Annotated in this window: 17 protein-coding genes; 7 read left to right on the top strand and 10 right to left on the bottom strand. The window is 39.2% G+C overall.

The window, feature by feature from the left end:
• The 3 genes from dnaX to ACOMC3_RS12715 all read left to right on the top strand — a co-directional run bounded on the left by dnaX (nt 1) and on the right by ACOMC3_RS12715 (nt 2,241).
• Nucleotides 1-1,116, top strand: a complete 1,116-nt coding sequence (gene dnaX, locus ACOMC3_RS12725) for a DNA polymerase III subunit gamma/tau (protein ID WP_420316269.1) — start codon at nt 1-3, stop codon at nt 1,114-1,116.
• Nucleotides 1,117-1,241: 125 nt separating this feature from the next.
• The gene (locus tag ACOMC3_RS12720) at nt 1,242-1,769 is read left to right on the top strand and encodes a hypothetical protein (RefSeq protein WP_420316268.1); all 528 of its coding nucleotides are present in this window, start codon (nt 1,242-1,244) and stop codon (nt 1,767-1,769) included.
• 25 nt (nt 1,770-1,794) lie between these two features.
• Nucleotides 1,795-2,241 carry a hypothetical protein gene (locus ACOMC3_RS12715; protein WP_420316267.1) on the top strand — a complete coding sequence of 149 codons (447 nt, stop codon included), beginning with the start codon at nt 1,795-1,797 and terminating at the stop codon, nt 2,239-2,241.
• Nucleotides 2,242-2,269: 28 nt separating this feature from the next.
• On the opposite strand, the gene ACOMC3_RS12710 is transcribed toward ACOMC3_RS12715, so the two are convergent.
• The 7 genes from ACOMC3_RS12710 to ACOMC3_RS12680 form a co-directional block, all read right to left on the bottom strand.
• Entirely contained in the window at nt 2,270-4,078 is a 1,809-nt protein-coding gene (locus ACOMC3_RS12710; protein WP_420316266.1) for a LysM peptidoglycan-binding domain-containing protein, read from the bottom strand.
• The gene (locus ACOMC3_RS12705) at nt 4,075-4,713 is read right to left on the bottom strand and encodes an O-methyltransferase (protein ID WP_420316265.1); all 639 of its coding nucleotides are present in this window, start codon (nt 4,711-4,713) and stop codon (nt 4,075-4,077) included. Before ACOMC3_RS12705 ends, ACOMC3_RS12710 begins: the two co-directional genes overlap by 4 nt.
• Nucleotides 4,714-4,729: 16 nt before the next feature.
• On the bottom strand, nt 4,730-5,968 hold the full coding sequence (locus tag ACOMC3_RS12700) for a M16 family metallopeptidase (protein WP_420316264.1): 1,239 nt from the start codon (nt 5,966-5,968) through the stop codon (nt 4,730-4,732).
• A 141-nt stretch (nt 5,969-6,109) separates the two neighbouring features.
• Nucleotides 6,110-6,640, bottom strand: a complete 531-nt coding sequence (locus tag ACOMC3_RS12695; protein ID WP_420316263.1) for a DUF4136 domain-containing protein — start codon at nt 6,638-6,640, stop codon at nt 6,110-6,112.
• Between the two features lie 171 nt (nt 6,641-6,811).
• Entirely contained in the window at nt 6,812-8,041 is a 1,230-nt protein-coding gene (locus ACOMC3_RS12690) for an RNA polymerase sigma factor (RefSeq protein WP_420316262.1), read from the bottom strand.
• Between the two features lie 79 nt (nt 8,042-8,120).
• Complete coding sequence (locus ACOMC3_RS12685; RefSeq protein WP_420316261.1) at nt 8,121-8,456, bottom strand: YciI family protein; 336 nt, start codon at nt 8,454-8,456, stop codon at nt 8,121-8,123.
• 137 nt (nt 8,457-8,593) lie between these two features.
• On the bottom strand, nt 8,594-9,787 hold the full coding sequence (locus ACOMC3_RS12680) for a S8 family serine peptidase (protein ID WP_420316260.1): 1,194 nt from the start codon (nt 9,785-9,787) through the stop codon (nt 8,594-8,596).
• 39 nt (nt 9,788-9,826) lie between these two features.
• Here ACOMC3_RS12680 and ACOMC3_RS12675 point away from each other — a divergent pair, with 39 nt between their 5' ends.
• A complete protein-coding gene (locus ACOMC3_RS12675) occupies nt 9,827-11,116 on the top strand; it encodes an aminopeptidase P family protein (RefSeq protein WP_420316259.1) in 1,290 nt (429 codons plus the stop codon).
• A gap of 65 nt (nt 11,117-11,181) precedes the next feature.
• Entirely contained in the window at nt 11,182-11,601 is a 420-nt protein-coding gene (locus ACOMC3_RS12670) for a RidA family protein (protein ID WP_420316258.1), read from the top strand.
• Nucleotides 11,602-11,611: 10 nt separating this feature from the next.
• Here ACOMC3_RS12670 and ACOMC3_RS12665 read toward each other — a convergent pair whose 3' ends face one another.
• Complete coding sequence (locus ACOMC3_RS12665) at nt 11,612-12,349, bottom strand: hypothetical protein (protein ID WP_420316257.1); 738 nt, start codon at nt 12,347-12,349, stop codon at nt 11,612-11,614.
• Nucleotides 12,350-12,425: 76 nt separating this feature from the next.
• Here ACOMC3_RS12665 and ACOMC3_RS12660 point away from each other — a divergent pair, with 76 nt between their 5' ends.
• Both ACOMC3_RS12660 and murA read left to right on the top strand, forming a co-directional pair.
• Nucleotides 12,426-13,103 carry a DUF4290 domain-containing protein gene (locus tag ACOMC3_RS12660; protein WP_420316256.1) on the top strand — a complete coding sequence of 226 codons (678 nt, stop codon included), beginning with the start codon at nt 12,426-12,428 and terminating at the stop codon, nt 13,101-13,103.
• 100 nt (nt 13,104-13,203) lie between these two features.
• Nucleotides 13,204-14,514: a UDP-N-acetylglucosamine 1-carboxyvinyltransferase gene (gene murA, locus ACOMC3_RS12655; protein ID WP_420316255.1), complete on the top strand. Its 1,311-nt coding sequence runs from the start codon at nt 13,204-13,206 to the stop codon at nt 14,512-14,514.
• Nucleotides 14,515-14,517: 3 nt separating this feature from the next.
• On the opposite strand, the gene ACOMC3_RS12650 is transcribed toward murA, so the two are convergent.
• Complete coding sequence (locus ACOMC3_RS12650; protein ID WP_420316254.1) at nt 14,518-15,708, bottom strand: aminotransferase class V-fold PLP-dependent enzyme; 1,191 nt, start codon at nt 15,706-15,708, stop codon at nt 14,518-14,520.
• The gene (locus ACOMC3_RS12645) at nt 15,701-16,612 is read right to left on the bottom strand and encodes an MBL fold metallo-hydrolase (protein ID WP_420316253.1); all 912 of its coding nucleotides are present in this window, start codon (nt 16,610-16,612) and stop codon (nt 15,701-15,703) included. The genes ACOMC3_RS12650 and ACOMC3_RS12645 overlap by 8 nt, the downstream gene beginning before the upstream one ends.

Raw genomic sequence — 16,612 nt, 5'->3', positions numbered from 1 at the left:
ATGGAAAATTTTGTGGTATCGGCACGTAAGTATAGACCTCTCGGTTTCGAAGAGGTAGTAGGGCAGGAGCATATCACCACCACACTTGAAAATGCAATTAGTTCCAATCATTTAGGGCAGGCGTTATTGTTTTGTGGACCAAGAGGAGTAGGAAAGACAACTTGTGCCAGAATTCTCGCAAAAACCATCAACGACTTTGAGAGTGACTCTGGAGAAAGCACAAATAACTTCAACATATTTGAACTGGATGCTGCCTCTAACAATTCGGTGGAAGACATTCGAAATCTGATTGATCAGGTTCGTTATCCACCACAACAAGGGAAGTATAAAGTATACATCATAGATGAGGTTCACATGCTTTCCACTCAGGCCTTCAATGCTTTTTTGAAGACCTTAGAAGAGCCGCCCGAGTATGCAATTTTCATTTTAGCGACTACTGAGAAGCATAAAGTGATACCGACTATCCTTTCAAGATGTCAGATATATGATTTTAATCGGATTGAGGTTGGAGATATCGTGAAGCAACTTGAGAAGATTGCAAAAAGTGAGAATGTAGAAGCTGAGCAAGATGCGCTTCACCTAATAGCTCAAAAAGCGGATGGAGCACTAAGAGATGCATTATCAATTTTCGACCTCATTACTACTTTTTCGTCGGACGGTAAGATCACTTATCAGGACACGATCAAGAACCTGCATATCCTTGATTACGACTATTATTTCAAGTTAGTTGATGATCTGCTAGCTCAAAACATGTCGGGAGCATTGATGCTGTTTGATGAAATTTTACGAAATGGATTTGATGGGAATAACTTCCTGAATGGGTTTCAGCAGCACCTTCGGAATTTGCTTGTTTCTAAAGATAAGCAGACGATCGAACTACTTGAAGTCACAGATAACTTGAAAGCCAAATACGCAGAACAAGCGAATAATTGTAGCCCTTCATTTTTGCTTTCAGCCCTAAATATTTCCAATCAATTTGAGCTAAACTTCAAGCAGAGCAAAAATCAGCGATTGCATGTGGAGCTTTGCTTAATGAAACTTGCACATCTTTCGAATGCTTTGACGCTTAGCTCCACAGATAATGGAGCAAAAAAAAAAGGCCAAATAGTGGTGTAAGCCAAGGGGAAGAGACGAAATCGAGCAATTCGGATCAGCTTTCTAAAGGAGCTAGTGAATCTTCCGTAAAAGAAGAAGCACAATCTGTTGATGAAACACCGCCACCTCCAACAGAAGAACCACCTGTGGCGACCACCACCCAGGAGGAATCTAAAGCTCCAACGCCGAGACCTAGTCCGGTAGTGAAGCCATCAACTTCTGATAAGCCAAAAGAAACACCAAGCATTTTCGGTAAGAAGAAATCAAAAGAAACAGCTGAAGATGCTTCTCCAGTAACCGAAAAAAAGGAGACTGATTTTTCCGAAGATGACCTTCAAAGGGTTTGGAAGGCATTTGCTGAGCAGAAGTCCAATGCTGGAGATACAGATAGGCTTGTACTGAGTAAATCGATCAAAAAAGGTGATGAACATAGCGTGATTTTAATGCTTGGAAGTCAGCTGGAAGTTAGTTTCTTAGAGAAGTTTGATACAGAGCTGGTTCAATATCTGAGAAATGAACTAAAGAATGATCATATTGTGATTCGCACAGAAATAGCTGAAATCCAGGATGAGAAAAAACTCTACACGAGTACAGATATCTTCGATTACATGGTTAAGCAAAATCCAGATCTGAAAGATCTGAAAGACAGGCTGGGACTAGATTTTGACTATTGATTTATCTTTAGGTTAAACACCTCTCATGATTTATCGACTCAGACACTTTGAAAATAATCATCAAATTGTATCCTCCCTGGGATGGATTTTGGTCATTGTTGGAATCGTCGTACTATTCATAGGACCCATACCCGGAGCGATAATTTTTATACTAATTGGAGCTTTTCTTATATGGCTTCAACTAAGAGGGAAGAGAATAACAGTAGATACCGAAGCAAAAACAGTAAAGGCTGGAGGCAAAACTCAAAAGCTAAGTAATCCCTCTTTGGTTTTTATGAAGGAAATAAGAATGTCACAAAATATCAATTCCAGAGTGAATTCAGCTAATGTGAAAACCTATTTCTACATGGCTTATATTCAGGATGATACGGAAAGAATTCTTATTTCCTGCAACAGGAATGACCAACGAGACCTAGATAAGCTCAAAAAAATTGCCGGAGATCTTAATATCCCTTTTCAGCTAGAATATTAAATCGGAATCATATCACTTGCCTCAGGAACTATTTTTCATAAACGCTCAACTCCTGACCAACCTCCAGATCAAACCCATTGAGGCTATTTAAATCAACTACCTCATCGACGGTCATGCCATATTTTCTAGAGATGGCATAGACGGTTTCACCTGGTTGAACAGTGTGCTTTAAAATGGTCTTTCCCTCAGAAACTTCTTCTATTGGAGCTTTTACCTGAATGTTTTGCCCAATATTAATCGCATCAGGATTTGGAAGCTCATTCCAACGAAGCAGGTCATCCATTGTTACCTCGTATAGTTGCGAAATACTCCACAGGGTTTCTCCTGCTGCTATGGTATGAATCTTTACCTTTCTCAGCCTCTCTTCTTTTGTGTCCACAATTGGTACGATTATATCAGGAACTTCCTCTAAGCTATCTTCGATGATCTCTTCATCAATAGGCTCTTCAATGGATTCTTTAGTCATGACTTCATCATCTACATTGGTAGTTGATGCGGTAGGTCTGGCAGCAGGTTTGGTTATCACAGGTTTACTTACTTCATGATAGGCAATTGGTTCACTCGATGGTCGTGTTTTATCCATCCAAAGAACTCTTCCTGGCTTTGGTTCATCAATGATACTCATCCGATTACGCTGTGCAAGCTTAGATAGCCTGATCCCATATTGTTGAGAAATCTCCCAAAGGTTTTCCGTGTGTTTCACCACATGAAATCCAATTTTAGCTTTAGATTTTTTCTTTTTGATATAGTAAAATTCATTTGGGATTATCTTGTCCGATTCGGCCATGTCGTTATACTTCCTAAATCTTTTCTCAGATATTCCAGCCCTGGCCGATAATGTATGAACATCATCAGCTCCCCTTGCAAGAATGGAAGGAATGCCATTCAGCGGAATAATAGTTGATTTATTAGCTTCTGTAATGCCAGGCTTTAGTTCAGTTGGATAGACTTTTTTCTGAGGCTCAGTAATTTTACTTCTTTTATCATTGTTTTGGGCGATCGCTCTTTTTGGAGGAGAACCTTCTCTAGGAACCAAAACAGCATACGTTCTGTCCTTTGGAACAACCCCACGTTTCAGCCACTTATTGTACTTTTTCAATTCCTCCAGATCTACTTTCTCTTCTCGAGCAATTTGTTGCAGACTTTTACCTCCGGCATTGGTGACTTCATCCAGCCAGATTCCTTCAGAATGTGGCAGGCCTACTGAAGGAGAGAAGGCAACCACATGAGCGATGAATTTTTTTACATACCAGTGGGTCTTACTGTTGATGGTCATTTTCTTGACACCTAAATTGGATTGATCCACATATTTTTGTGCACCACCTCTCCCGGTATTATATGCCATCACTGAATACACCCAGTTTTTGAGAAAGTAATTGTGGCTATTTAAATACTTTGCGGATCCTCTGGATGCTGAGACGATATTCAATCGTTCGTCTACGTTTCGATCAACTCTTAGACCTACTTCCCTTGCTGTGAAATCCTTAAACTGCCAAAAACCCACTGCGTTGGCTGAAGAAACAGCATCAGAAATCAATGCACTTTCCTGAATTGCCAGAAATTTGATTTGATCCGGTATCCCTGCTTCACCATGTTCTCGTTCGATGATTGGAAAATAGAGGTTCATTCGATCTACAAGAATGTTGTAATACGTCTGGCTCTGAGTAAGACGATCTACATCTTTTTGTATCTGCCTGCGAGTGGATTCATTGATAGTCAATCGCAAATCACCAAGCATCATTTCACTTGGTACGGTCTGGGCAAATACATTTGTTGATAAGATCATGAAAATGACCCTAACCACTTGCATTTTACTACTTATACCTCTTTTTCTCATACTTTTCTCAATATCATTAATCCGTCGCGAATGGGGAATAAAACGTTCTGAACCCTTGAATCCGTATGCGTTTTTTGGTTGAATGCCCGAATTGCATCAGTATCCTTATCATTTTTGGAGGAATCAAATACCTTGCCGCTCCATAATACATTATCAGCAATGATAAATCCGCCTTTGTTTACCTGATCAATAACCTGATCAAAGTAATGGGCATAATTTTCCTTGTCCGCATCTATGAAGACCAGGTCCCATTTTTCTTTTAAAGTTGGAATAATGTCTGAAGCATTTCCAACACGCATATCTATTTGATTTGCCCACTTCGATGCAGTAAAATACGTTTTGGTTCTAAGTGCCAACTCTTCATTGTTGTCAATTGTCGTAAGCCTTCCGCCTGCTTGCATCCCCTCTGCCATGCACAAGGCTGCATAACCCGTATATGTCCCAATTTCCAGGATGTATTTAGGATTGATCATATGGGAAAGCATCGACAATACGCGACCTTGAAGATGTCCGGAAAGCATGCGGGGCTTTAAAACATGGAGGTGAGTTTCCCTATTGATTTGTTGGAGTAAATCAGATTCGGGCTCTGTGTGATCTTCAACGTATCTCTGGAGATCGTCGGGTAAAAATTCCATGTATGTAAAGATAAGATTATTCCGGGAGATAAGTGAGCGCACTCATCTCTTCAGTGGGCAAATATCGCTGTGCCAAATCTTGAATATCAGCGGCGGTGATTCGATCAATTTTCTCAAAGACACTGTTGATGTCTGGTATCTTATTAAGATCGAGCTGGCTTTTAGCCATCATAAGCATAATGGCATTTTTATTTTCTTCGGATAACGCCATCTGCCCTTTGATCTGATTTTTTGCTTTGTGTAGCTGCATGCTGCCCAAAGGTTTCTTTTTTAAAGCCTCAATTTCTTTCAAAATAATGCGCTGACTTTTTTTCAGGTTTTTGGCATCAGTGGCGAAATAAATTGCAAATTGGCCGGTCTCTAGGTAGGGGGCATAGCTGGCATCCACTCCGTACACTAACCCATGCTTTTCTCTAAGCGATAGATTGAGACGACTACTCATACTAGGTCCACCTAGAAGATTTACCAAAAAGAAAAATGGAATCCGATTTTCATCTTTGATACTCAAGGAAGGCATACCCATAGCAAAATGAGCTTGAGTTATGGACTTCCTGATTTCTTTTCTAGATGGTTTATAACCAGAAAACCAGGTGCGCTCAGGTGTATGATTCTTATGAGTGATTTCGCTCAAATATTTTTTAGCTAGTCGCTCTACTTTTTTAGCAGAATAATTTCCAACACTGGATAATATGATTTTCTCGGTATTTAGATTCCGATCTAAGAACGAACGGAAATCTCCCTGATGAAAGGAATTGACAGTCTGTTCTGTGCCTAAGATATTTTTACCTAATGAATGATTAGGAAACATCTGTTCGTCAAATTCATCCTGAATTGAATCTTCCGGGCTATCCTTGTACATGCTCATTTCTTCCAGAATAACTGAGCGCTCTTTTTCAATTTGTTTTTCGGGAAATGTGGAGTTAAAAGTAATGTCTGCTAAAAGCTCAACAGCCTTATCTAAATGAATATCCAGCAGGGTAGCATAGAAACAAATTTTTTCTTTAGTGGTATATGCGTTTAGTTCTCCACCTAAAGATTCCAATCGATTAATGATGTGATAGGAGCTACGCTTAGAGGTCCCTTTAAAGGCCATATGTTCAAGGAAATGTGCAAGTCCCTGCTCCTCATCACTTTCATCCCTGCTCCCTATATCAAGCATTATGCCCACATGGGCGATTTTGGTCTGCGGCACTTCTTTGTGAATGACTCGTATACCGTTTGGTAACTCTATCAGCTCGTATTCCTTCTTGCTCATTGAAGCGCAAAGTTAGGACTTAAGTTGCTAGTTATAAGTCTCAACCTTCAAGTATGGTTATTTTAAATCGAACAATTCCCCCTTGGAAGAGGGCGATGTAACCATACTTTACTTCAAAAGGAGGGAAACAGTGAGGTTGATTTACTCTTTACCCGGAAGCTTCTTCATTGCTTTAGCAACACCACTCCAAATCTCTTTCTTATCATAAATCGGATTAAACTCCATGTATTTTACAGCATTGGAGCGCCATACCAGCTCGGAATTTTCCCGATCAATGACGTCTATAACCAGACTGCCTTTTAAGAATTTTTGATACTCAGGATGGTGCATGGTTAGCCATTCGCGCTCACCCTGGTAAGTGCCATCATAAAACTCTTTAACCTCAGCGGAATCCTCCTCAATCACCATGAAAAAATTGACGATCAGATCAGATTGATCGTCTCCCTGCTGATAGCCTTTTTTATACATATTGTAAGCAACTGCATTTGCAATTTCATCCACTACTTTTTTATCGTAGAGATAATCGGGTCCCTGGTAAGTAACCTCACATCCTTCCATCCAACACCATGTCTCAAAATCATCAAATGATTGACTAGGTTTTTGATAGGTCTTGACTGTTACAGCACAGGCAGAAAGGGTTATTATAAGTAAAAATTGAAAGGCCTTGTTCATGCGTATGGTTTTAGTTTTCAATGGCACACATGGAATTCGCATCAATAACATTTATCCCTAGTTGGCATGCTTGCAGTCTTATGCTCATTTCATGAGTTTGAATTTTCATGCAAGGTCTATGAAAGATGAGTTAATTGGGCTGATGGGTGTCAGATCGAGTTCTGAATTATATCAATTAAGATTCTTTAGTTTACTCGATAAATAATCCTTTTCACGATCATTTTTAGCCAAATCAATTGCTATTTGTAAAGCAGTTTTTGCCTCATCAATATTGCCAATTTTATGAAGCATGTCACTTTTGATTGCATGAAATAAATAGTACTCATCGAAAAACTGTGTGGCTTCTAACCTTTCTACTTCCTTTAGTCCCAGTAGAGGTCCGTGAACTTTCTCCAATACAACCACACGATTGAGTTCAACAATGGGCGAGGGTGTTAATTGCAGTTGCAAATCATAGAGAGCCAGTATATTATTCCAATCTGTTTCTTCAAAAGTTTGAGCTCGACAATGTGTTGCACTAATGGCTGCTTGAATCAAATATTCATTCATTGCATCTTCTTGTGAAGCAGCATTTAGAAAATCTAATCCTTGTTGAATTAATCGTTGATCCCACCTTGAGCGATCCTGATGTTCCAGTGATATTACATTACCATCATCATCAACTCTTGCATCAAATCGAGAAACATGAAAATGCATGAGTGCCATCAGCGCATTAGCGGATGGTGTATTACAAATTTCACTTTCCAGGAGTACTGCATTAAGCCGAATGGCATCATCACATAAGTCTTTTCGAATCAGGTTTTCTCCTTCAGCAGATTTGTATCCCTCATTGAATAATAAGTAAATGATCTTCAGCACGATATCCAATCGCTTTTCTATTTCATTAGCGGGAGGGAGAATGAGTTTTATCTCTTCTTTTTTGAACTTCTTCTTAGCTCTAGTGTATGCTTTAGCAACTGTTTCCTCTTTTTTAAGCAATGAGCTTGATATTTCCCTAACCGAAAGACCACCTAAAATTTTAAGTGTTAAAATAATTTGATATTCCTGACTTAGTTTAGGATGGCAACATGCAAACATCATCCTCACCATGTCATCATTGATGGATTCCAGCGATAAATCTTCTTTCATTTCTTCTACACTTTCCGGTACTTCTTGATGATTTATTTTTTGATCCCTTCTAAGGTGATCGATCATCTTGTTTCTTGCTACTCTTAGAATCCAACCGGTAGGATTGTCAGGTATCTGAGCATAAGGCCAGGTCTGCATGGCTTTGATCAAGGCCTCTTGTACACTGTCTTCCGCAAGCTCAATCTTAGATGAACCAAACCTGCTGGTTAGGTGAGAAACGGCCTTACCATATTCTGTTCGGAAGAAGTGATCTACAAGTTGAGGAGTTTGCATTTTTTTAATCGTCACTGCGAGCGAAGCAAAGCAATCTCTAATTTAAGATCACTTCACTTAGCTCGTGATGACGTCAGTATTAAACGCCCATTTCAGTGATGATCTCTCTTACTTCAGTGGTACCTCCAAATTCGAAAATCGGACAATCTTTAGAGAGCTCCACGGCATGATCAAGGTCTTTAGCATCCAAATGAACATAGCCTCCCACTATTTCTTTACCTTCAGTAAATGGTCCATCAGTTACAATTTTACCACCTGGACCCACGACTTTTCCTTCTTGCTGCAGAGGATATCCTTCCGCTTTTACTTTGGCCATCCACTCGCCCCATCGTTGCATGTGGGCTTGCATTTCCTCTGGTGATTGCTCGGCATATCCATTATCACCGCCTCTGAATACGTACAAATACTTTTTCATAGTGTTGTAGTCTTTTAGTTAAGATAATTATTTCGGTTAAGACGAGATTAGGATTTTAAAATGGACAATGAATAATCGATAATTTCATTTCCCCATTTGGAGGGGGGTAGGGGGAGGACATAATATTATAAAAATAATCAATTCTCCCATACAATCTCCAAACTGCCACCTTCCCAAATTACGGTGCTTGAAGTGGCATCTTCTCTTCGTTTGATCTTAATCTTGGTTTTTGCTGCACGAATCATTTCCTTATCAAGAACTTTCCATTCATTCTTATGATATACTGTCACATACACTGAAGGCTTATCCAGCTCAATCGAGTAATTGTTTTTATCACTCTCGATAATATTCAATGAATCACTGATTGAGTTTCCTTCTAGTATTTCTAGAGCCTTAGATGCATCAGGGACACCATATCCTGTGTAATTATTTGGAGCAGTCAGGTTTCCAGATTTGATGATCAAATTTTTTAACTCTTCTCCGGTCATGGTAGGCTTACGTTCGAGTAAACAAGCTGCAAGGCCAGTGATTATTGGAGCTGAAAAAGATGTTCCTAAAGATGAATAACATGAAATCTCTGGTTTCACATAGTCCAGCCATACAGGTCCCTTCGAACTGTATTTCATTTCATCCCATACTTTAAATTTAGTGGCACCAACAGTTAGCGCAGATTTTGCATCTCCCGGTGATCCTACTATTTTCCATTTGAGATTGCCATCATTGCCAGCCGCCACAATCACAAGAATTCCATATTCATTTGAGATTTTGTCCACAGCCCTGGTGAGAATCGTACTTTTTCCATCCATTTGAGCAGGAAGGTAGTTTTCTCGTTTATCAGAAAATCCGAAATTATATCCAAGAGATATATTAATGATTTGTACACCTTCATCAGCCATCCACTGCATTGCCTTTACTGCAAATTCCTCTTCTTGCCGCCGCTCATATGCGCCGTGATCTGTTCTGGCCAGGTAAAATATTGCTCCTGTAGCAAGCCCATATTGAACCTTTCTTTCTTCATTATACCCGGCAATCAATTCCCACACCTCTGTACCATGAACATCGTCAAATCCCACACTGCCAGTATAAGGAGGAGCACCAGGATTAAGGTAATCTTTGTAACCGGCTATTTGCTTGTTTTCAAAAATGGCCTTCAGTGATTCCGTTTTTTCTGCTCGAAGAAAGCCTCCGTCAATGATGCCTATTTTGATTCCTTTTCCTGTGAGACCAGCATCAATGATTGCTTGGCCATTTATTTGCTCAAGCGCAAAACCTAATTGCTGCCCGAATAAGGGAGCAGACAGAAAAAGAAATGCTAATTTTAGCCATCTCATAGAGGCGATAATTTTGTTAAATCTGAACTAAGATAATCCATGCGATACGATCCAATTGACAATCAACTTTTTATTCAGAATAGAAAAAAGCTTGCACAACGTATGAAGCCTCGGTCTGTCGCAATTATTCATGCGAATGACATCATGCCTACCAATGCGGATGGGACCATGAAATTCATGCAAAACAGCAACCTATTTTGGCTTACAGGAGTGGACCAGGAAGAGTCGATTGTTTTGGTAGCACCAGATTTTCCAGATGAAAAAATGCGGGAGATTTTGTTTGTGAGAGAAACCAATGAAGAAATTGCAGTGTGGGAAGGCCATAAGCTGACCAAAGAGGAGGGAACTCAAACATCCGGAATTAAGAATATCAAATGGACTGCAGAGTTTGAAAAAATATTCTACACCATTCTGGCAGAGTGTGATCACATTTACTTAGATAGTAACGAGCACATCAGAAATGCTAGTGATGTAGAGACTAGAAATGCTCGATTTATTAGAGAATGTAAAGAGAGGTACCCATTGTATGAATACGAAAGATTATTTCCAATACTACAGGATCTAAGATGCATCAAATCTCAAATTGAGATCGATATCATGCAGCACGCTTGCGATATCACTGAAAAAGGATTTAGAAGGATACTGGAATTTGTGAGGCCTGGAGTAATGGAATATGAAGTCGAAGCTGAATATCTGCACGAATTTGTCAGAAACCGATCGAAGGGCTTTGCTTATGAGCCAATTATTGGAGGAGGAGGAAACTCATGTGTTCTTCACTATTTGGAAAATAATCAGCAGCTGAATGATGGTGACGTGCTACTAATGGATGTGGGCGCAGAGTATGCCAATTACAATTCTGATATGACCAGGACGATACCTGTCGGTGGCCGATTTACCCAAAGGCAAAGACAAGTTTATGATGCGGTTCTTCGAGTAAAAAATGCAGCTACGGATCTGTTAAAACCTGGCAATAGAATTCCTGAATATCATGTAGAGGTGGGCAAATTAATGGAGAAGGAGCTTTTAGATTTAGGTCTAATTGATAAAACGGATATTAAGAATGAAAATCCTGATTGGCCTGCGTATAAGAAATATTTCATGCATGGAACGTCTCATCACATAGGCCTTGATGTTCATGATGTAGCTTCAATTTATAAGGTTTTTGAACCAGGTATGGTATTCACAGTTGAGCCTGGTATTTATATCCCTGCAGAAAATATCGGGATACGGATAGAAGATGATATTGTGATTACAGAAGATGGTCACAACAACTTAATGAAAAACATTCCGATAGAAGCAGAGGAGATAGAGGAAATAATGAATAAATAATCGTGGGTAAGATAATTGTCTCCATGAGGGGACTGTAGGGGTGTTTATGGTCAAAATATAATTTTATGTCATCACAAAAATTCGATTCAGATAAGGCGCCAGAACCGGTAGGGTTATATCCTCATGCGAGAAAAGTGGGAGACCTGCTTTTTTTATCAGGAGTAGGTCCAAGAGAAAGAGGTACAAAAAAAATTCCGGGTGTAGAGCTTGATTCAAATGGTGAAATCATAAGCTATGATATAGCTGAACAATGCCGTTCGGTTTTTAAAAATGTGCGATTGATATTAGAAGCCTCCGGTGCTAAATGGGATGACTTGGTTGATGTAACTGTCTTTCTAACCAATATGAAGGACGACTTTAAGACGTACAATAAGATTTATGCTGAGTATTTCAAAGACAATCAGCCTTGTAGAACAACTGTGGAGATTAGCTCACTTCCTACACCAATAGCCATTGAATTAAAGTGTATTGCTACAGTCAAATAATTGAAAGAAATTAATTGATGTTTAGAGTTTCCTCCATCCATTTAAATCCATCTGAAAGCAATGAGGAATAGTTGCAGCCTTGATAATGTCCTAGGGTTTCGCTAGTTATGAAAATGACATTTTCACTAGCTTTTACATTTTTTTCAACCACCACCTTTGACTTACTGTAGCTGAATAGTTCATCTCTAACACCATGAATGATGTAAGTGGGGACTTTATACGTGGCGGGTAAATAATTCCCGGCCATCGCAATTGCGCCATCAATGTACTCAGGGTGTTTTGCAGCAAAATAGGTTGAGCCAGTGCCACCATCGCTATAACCCGACACGATGATTTTATCGATTGGCCAGTATTCTGAAATCAACTTTAATAGTCTGATAAGCTGTTTTTCTTTTGGATTGGCCCACCAGGCCTGGCGCTGAGCAAGAGGTGCCATTACAATGTATTTTGAAGTGTCGATAGCTGGCAGCATTAAGCAATTCATAAAATCATCGTACGAATTTGCTGACACTCCCCAATGAAGGGCTAAAACAAAGTGAACTTCTTCATTTAGTGCTTTTTTAGGAATGGATATTAAAGCCAGCCATTTATCACCATTTGAAAGTCGAATATTTACCTCTCTAAGTCCTGATTTAATCTCAAATTTTTTAATTGAATTTTTGGTTGGTAGTGGTACTATATCTTGTGCAAAACAAGCAACCAGATTAAACGTTAAGACTAGAATACCTATCGAACGATTTTGAATCATGGTGTAATAAAAACGATTAAGTCTTCAACCCTTATCTTTTAGATATTCAAAATCACTATTTTTGACACATTGAATTATGGAAACACTGGAGTACAATACACAACGCGCACAATTGAAACTGAGGGAGTACGGAAGAAACGTGCAAAATCTTGTGGCGCATCTAAGAACAATCGACGATAAAGAACAGAGAAATAAGAAAGCAGCCACATTGGTGGAGCTGATGAAACTCATTAATCCTGATCTTGGAAATGACAATGAAAGCGATCAAAAGGTCTGGGATGATTTGCACATTATCTCAAATTTCGAGTTAGATATTGAAGGCCCATTTCCTAAACCTGATGCATCTGTATTGGATCGAAAGCCAGAGCGATTGAAATATTACTCTAATGAAATCAAATATCGCCACTACGGAAGAGGGGTAGAGCTGTTGATTGATCAGGCCATTGCAATGGAAGACCCGAAAGAAAAAGAAGGTGCTATTGTTGCTATTGGAAGATTAATGAAAGGGTTTTTCCAAACATGGAATAAGGAGAGCATTGAGGATGAGCAAATTCTTAAAAATATCAAGCGTCTTTCTGACAATAAGCTTGATATTGACATTGAAACGGTTAAAGAATTAGGCCTCTTTGATTCTGATAAAAAACCAGCCAATAGGAGGAACAGCAACAATAAAGGTCGTCGAAACAATCAGGGTGGTAAAGGTCGCCGAAACAACAACCAAGGCAGCAGGGGGAACAACCGAAGAAGAAATTAATTCGATTTTTTGATTTGAAGATTTTTTGATTTGAAGATGGTTTCGATAGCTTAGTTGCCCAATCGTATAATTACTGAATCATCAAATTTTCAAATCGAACATGTCATCTTTTCGGGTAGAAGGCGGTCACCAACTAAATGGTGAAATAATACCACAAGGAGCAAAAAATGAAGCGCTTCAGATTATCTCTGCAGTATTACTTACTGAAGAGAAAGTTGTCATCCATAAGATTCCTCAAATCAGAGATGTTCTTAAGCTCATAGATCTGCTAGAGGATATGGGAGTAGAAATTTCCAAGATTGGAGATGAATCCTATGAATTCAAGGCTAGAAATGTCAATTTAGAATTTCTTGACACACAGGACTTCAAAGAAAAAGCATCTGCGCTTAGAGGTTCAATAATGATATTGGGTCCACTTTTGGCAAGATTTGGTACGGGAAAAATGCCAAAACCCGGTGGTGATAAAATTGGCCGCAGGCGACTAGATACGCATTTTGTAGGTTTTCAAAATCTTGGAGCCAAGTTCAACTATGATTCTAAAACCTCATTTTACACAGTTGATGGAAGAAATCTGAAAGGAGCATATATGCTTTTGGATGAGGCTTCTGTGACAGGAACAGCCAATATCATTATGGCTGCTGTCATGGCGGAAGGAATAACCACCATCTACAACGCTGCATGTGAACCATATATTCAACAATTATGCAAGATGTTGATTCGAATGGGGGCGTCTATCAATGGTGTTGGATCCAATCTCCTGAGAATTGAAGGAGTTAAGTCTCTTAATGGTACTGAACATACCATGCTTCCTGACATGATTGAAGTAGGAAGTTTTATAGGTATGGCAGCAATGACTAAATCAGCCATTACAATCAAGGATGCTCAAATAAAGGAGTTGGGAATTATACCTGATACATTCAAACGATTGGGAATCAAAATGGATTTCATAGGTGATGACATCCACATTCCAGCCCAGGATCACTATGAAATTGAATCCTACATTGATGGTTCCATCATGACCATTGCAGATGCTATTTGGCCTGGACTTACTCCTGATTTGTTGAGTGTTATTCTTGTTACTGCTGCACAGGCTAAAGGAACAGTATTAGTTCATCAAAAGATGTTTGAGAGCCGCTTGTTCTTTGTAGATAAATTAATCGACATGGGGGCACAGATTATCTTGTGTGATCCTCACAGAGCAACTGTTATTGGACTTGATCGGGCATATCCATTAAGAGGAATAACCATGACTTCACCGGATATCCGTGCAGGGGTTTCTTTGCTTATTGCTGCAATGTCGGCAGAAGGTGTGAGTACTATCCATAACATTGATCAGATTGATCGTGGGTATCAATTCATTGATAAGCGTCTGAATGCAATAGGAGCTAAGATTGAGAGAATTAATTCATGAAAATTATAAGCTTTTAATAACCTCCAAAACTCTATCTATTTCTTCAAAAGAGTTGAAATAGTGAGGAGATAATCGTACCGCCCACTCAATGTTCTTTTTGCTGAAATCTATAAAACCCCATTCCTTACTGCTGATGCTGTGAAATACCTCGTTTTCATTCAGTACACTTTGGGTCTCCTCTAATGACTTGTTTCCCTTCCTAAAGGTAAGAATGTTCCCTTTTTTACTACCTCTATCAAATTGGTTTACATCAGGAATGGCGTTTAGATTATTTCTGAATCGATTCATTAGGTCACGATTATACGCTTCAATTTGTTCAATCCCGATTTGATTTAAATAACTAATAGCCTCTGCTAGACCGAGAAGTAACGCATATGGTTTTTCCCACGATTCAAACCGTTTGGCATCCGGCATTAAAGAAAAATCACCTTCCTTGTTCCAGATAGCTCCTGCACCATCAATCATCAATGGAAATATTCCATCATTTAATGCTCTATCAGAAACATATAGCAAGCCGGTTCCTCTGGGTCCTCTCAGAAATTTTCGCCCTGTGGTAGCTAGGAAGTCACATTTGATTTCATTTACATCTACTACCATTTGGCCAATAGATTGGCAGGATTCCACTAAAAACAGAATCCCTTTTTGACTGCAAATCTCACCGATTGACACAACATCCTGTATCAAACCTGAATTGGTTGGAGCATGTGTGACTGATACGAGCTTGGGGTTATACCGGTCGATTTTTTCTCTGAAGTCGCTTAAATCTAAATCACCATTCTCAAGATTTCTGGCGCGAATGATCTGAATTTCGCATCGTTTCGTCAACGAGATAAATTGGATGAAATTGGAAGCATAGTCATCATCAGTAGTTAAGATTACATCTTTTGACTTGAAATCAACGGATGATAACGCTTTTGCATAAGCATCAGTGGCACTATTAGTAAAAGCAATATTGTGAGGTTCGCAACCAAGCATAAGGGCAGCCTGATGATAGAAATCATTAATTTCATTTTTCATTGTTTCTATCGCCTGGTATCCTCCTTCTTTCTCTTCCAGATCTAAATACCATTTAACTTTTTCATGAACAGATTTTGGAGGAAGTGAAGAACCGGCACTGTTAAGAAAGATTTTGCTTCCATAATTAATTATGTCCTGCTTAATCTGTTCCGGATTCAACGCTTTTTTTTCAGTCATAGATTGTCCCTTGTTCTGCAACTCCAAAGCCTTTCTTGTAAACTTCTTGTCTGGCTCGGCGGTCAAATATCAGCGGATTGGTATGATTGAGGTGAATGAACTTGATTTTCTCTTTAATACTCAAAGATTCATCATTGAACAAGCGCATCGTCTCTTCCGCAAATGGGTGAGGCAACTCTCTCATAGGTCTGTTGGGCAGTTCGCCATCCTTAAAGAAGGTGGCATCAATAAAGGCATAGTTTATTTGTGGATCTCTTATAATATCGATGATATTCCTATCCCACTTATGCCACTTGTCAATGTCAGGGATAAAAATGAAGCCTTTATTGCCGTATAAGACTTTGAAGCCTGCAGTTTCCGAATATTCGTCTCTATGAGGCACAGTAAAGGCTTCAACACTTAAATTGGTAGATAATGATTTGATACTATCGGCAATTAGTGTATGAAGTGATATGTTTTTAAAGTCCACCAATTGACTCCATGGACCATGAGATTTTAGGTAGTCACTCATTTTAGGAAGAGCATACACTTTGACACCTTGAGCACCTAGTGCCTCCTTACCCAAAAACATCAATCCAGTGTAGTGACCAATATGTGCGTGAGTCACAAATATCCCTTCTGGAAGATATGGATACTTGCCATCGGTTAGGTCCCTGAAGTATTGCAATTGTCGGTCCATATCTGGTGTAGCTTCAAACATCCACCATTTTTTACTGATCAGGTCCACTAATGCCAACGAAGTGACATATTTAGAAATGTTCTTGTTTTTATGAGCCTTAAGACATTCATTCTGACATCCAATGTGAGGGAAGCCCCCATCTTGTGCAATACCTAACACAATCACTTGCTGTGAGTAAAGGAAGCTAACTGAAAAGATATAGATGAGTGTGATAAGTAATTTCAT

This window comes from Ekhidna sp. (genome assembly GCF_965212185.1).
In the GTDB taxonomy this organism is placed as follows: domain Bacteria; phylum Bacteroidota; class Bacteroidia; order Cytophagales; family Cyclobacteriaceae; genus Ekhidna.
This window is presented reverse-complemented; position numbering and strand designations above follow the sequence as displayed.

Bases quoted from the DNA above. Each gene is read 5' to 3' on its own strand.
- dnaX (WP_420316269.1), top strand. From the start codon at position 1: ATGGAAAATTTTGTGGTATCGGCACGTAAGTATAGACCTCTCGGTTTC.
- ACOMC3_RS12715 (WP_420316267.1), top strand. From the start codon at position 1,795: ATGATTTATCGACTCAGACACTTTGAAAATAATCATCAAATTGTATCC.
- ACOMC3_RS12710 (WP_420316266.1), bottom strand. From the start codon at position 4,078: ATGAGAAAAAGAGGTATAAGTAGTAAAATGCAAGTGGTTAGGGTCATT.
- ACOMC3_RS12705 (WP_420316265.1), bottom strand. From the start codon at position 4,713: ATGGAATTTTTACCCGACGATCTCCAGAGATACGTTGAAGATCACACA.
- ACOMC3_RS12700 (WP_420316264.1), bottom strand. From the start codon at position 5,968: ATGAGCAAGAAGGAATACGAGCTGATAGAGTTACCAAACGGTATACGA.
- ACOMC3_RS12695 (WP_420316263.1), bottom strand. From the start codon at position 6,640: ATGAACAAGGCCTTTCAATTTTTACTTATAATAACCCTTTCTGCCTGT.
- ACOMC3_RS12690 (WP_420316262.1), bottom strand. From the start codon at position 8,041: ATGCAAACTCCTCAACTTGTAGATCACTTCTTCCGAACAGAATATGGT.
- ACOMC3_RS12685 (WP_420316261.1), bottom strand. From the start codon at position 8,456: ATGAAAAAGTATTTGTACGTATTCAGAGGCGGTGATAATGGATATGCC.
- ACOMC3_RS12680 (WP_420316260.1), bottom strand. From the start codon at position 9,787: ATGAGATGGCTAAAATTAGCATTTCTTTTTCTGTCTGCTCCCTTATTC.
- ACOMC3_RS12675 (WP_420316259.1), top strand. From the start codon at position 9,827: ATGCGATACGATCCAATTGACAATCAACTTTTTATTCAGAATAGAAAA.
- ACOMC3_RS12670 (WP_420316258.1), top strand. From the start codon at position 11,182: ATGTCATCACAAAAATTCGATTCAGATAAGGCGCCAGAACCGGTAGGG.
- ACOMC3_RS12665 (WP_420316257.1), bottom strand. From the start codon at position 12,349: ATGATTCAAAATCGTTCGATAGGTATTCTAGTCTTAACGTTTAATCTG.
- ACOMC3_RS12660 (WP_420316256.1), top strand. From the start codon at position 12,426: ATGGAAACACTGGAGTACAATACACAACGCGCACAATTGAAACTGAGG.
- murA (WP_420316255.1), top strand. From the start codon at position 13,204: ATGTCATCTTTTCGGGTAGAAGGCGGTCACCAACTAAATGGTGAAATA.
- ACOMC3_RS12650 (WP_420316254.1), bottom strand. From the start codon at position 15,708: ATGACTGAAAAAAAAGCGTTGAATCCGGAACAGATTAAGCAGGACATA.
- ACOMC3_RS12645 (WP_420316253.1), bottom strand. From the start codon at position 16,612: ATGAAATTACTTATCACACTCATCTATATCTTTTCAGTTAGCTTCCTT.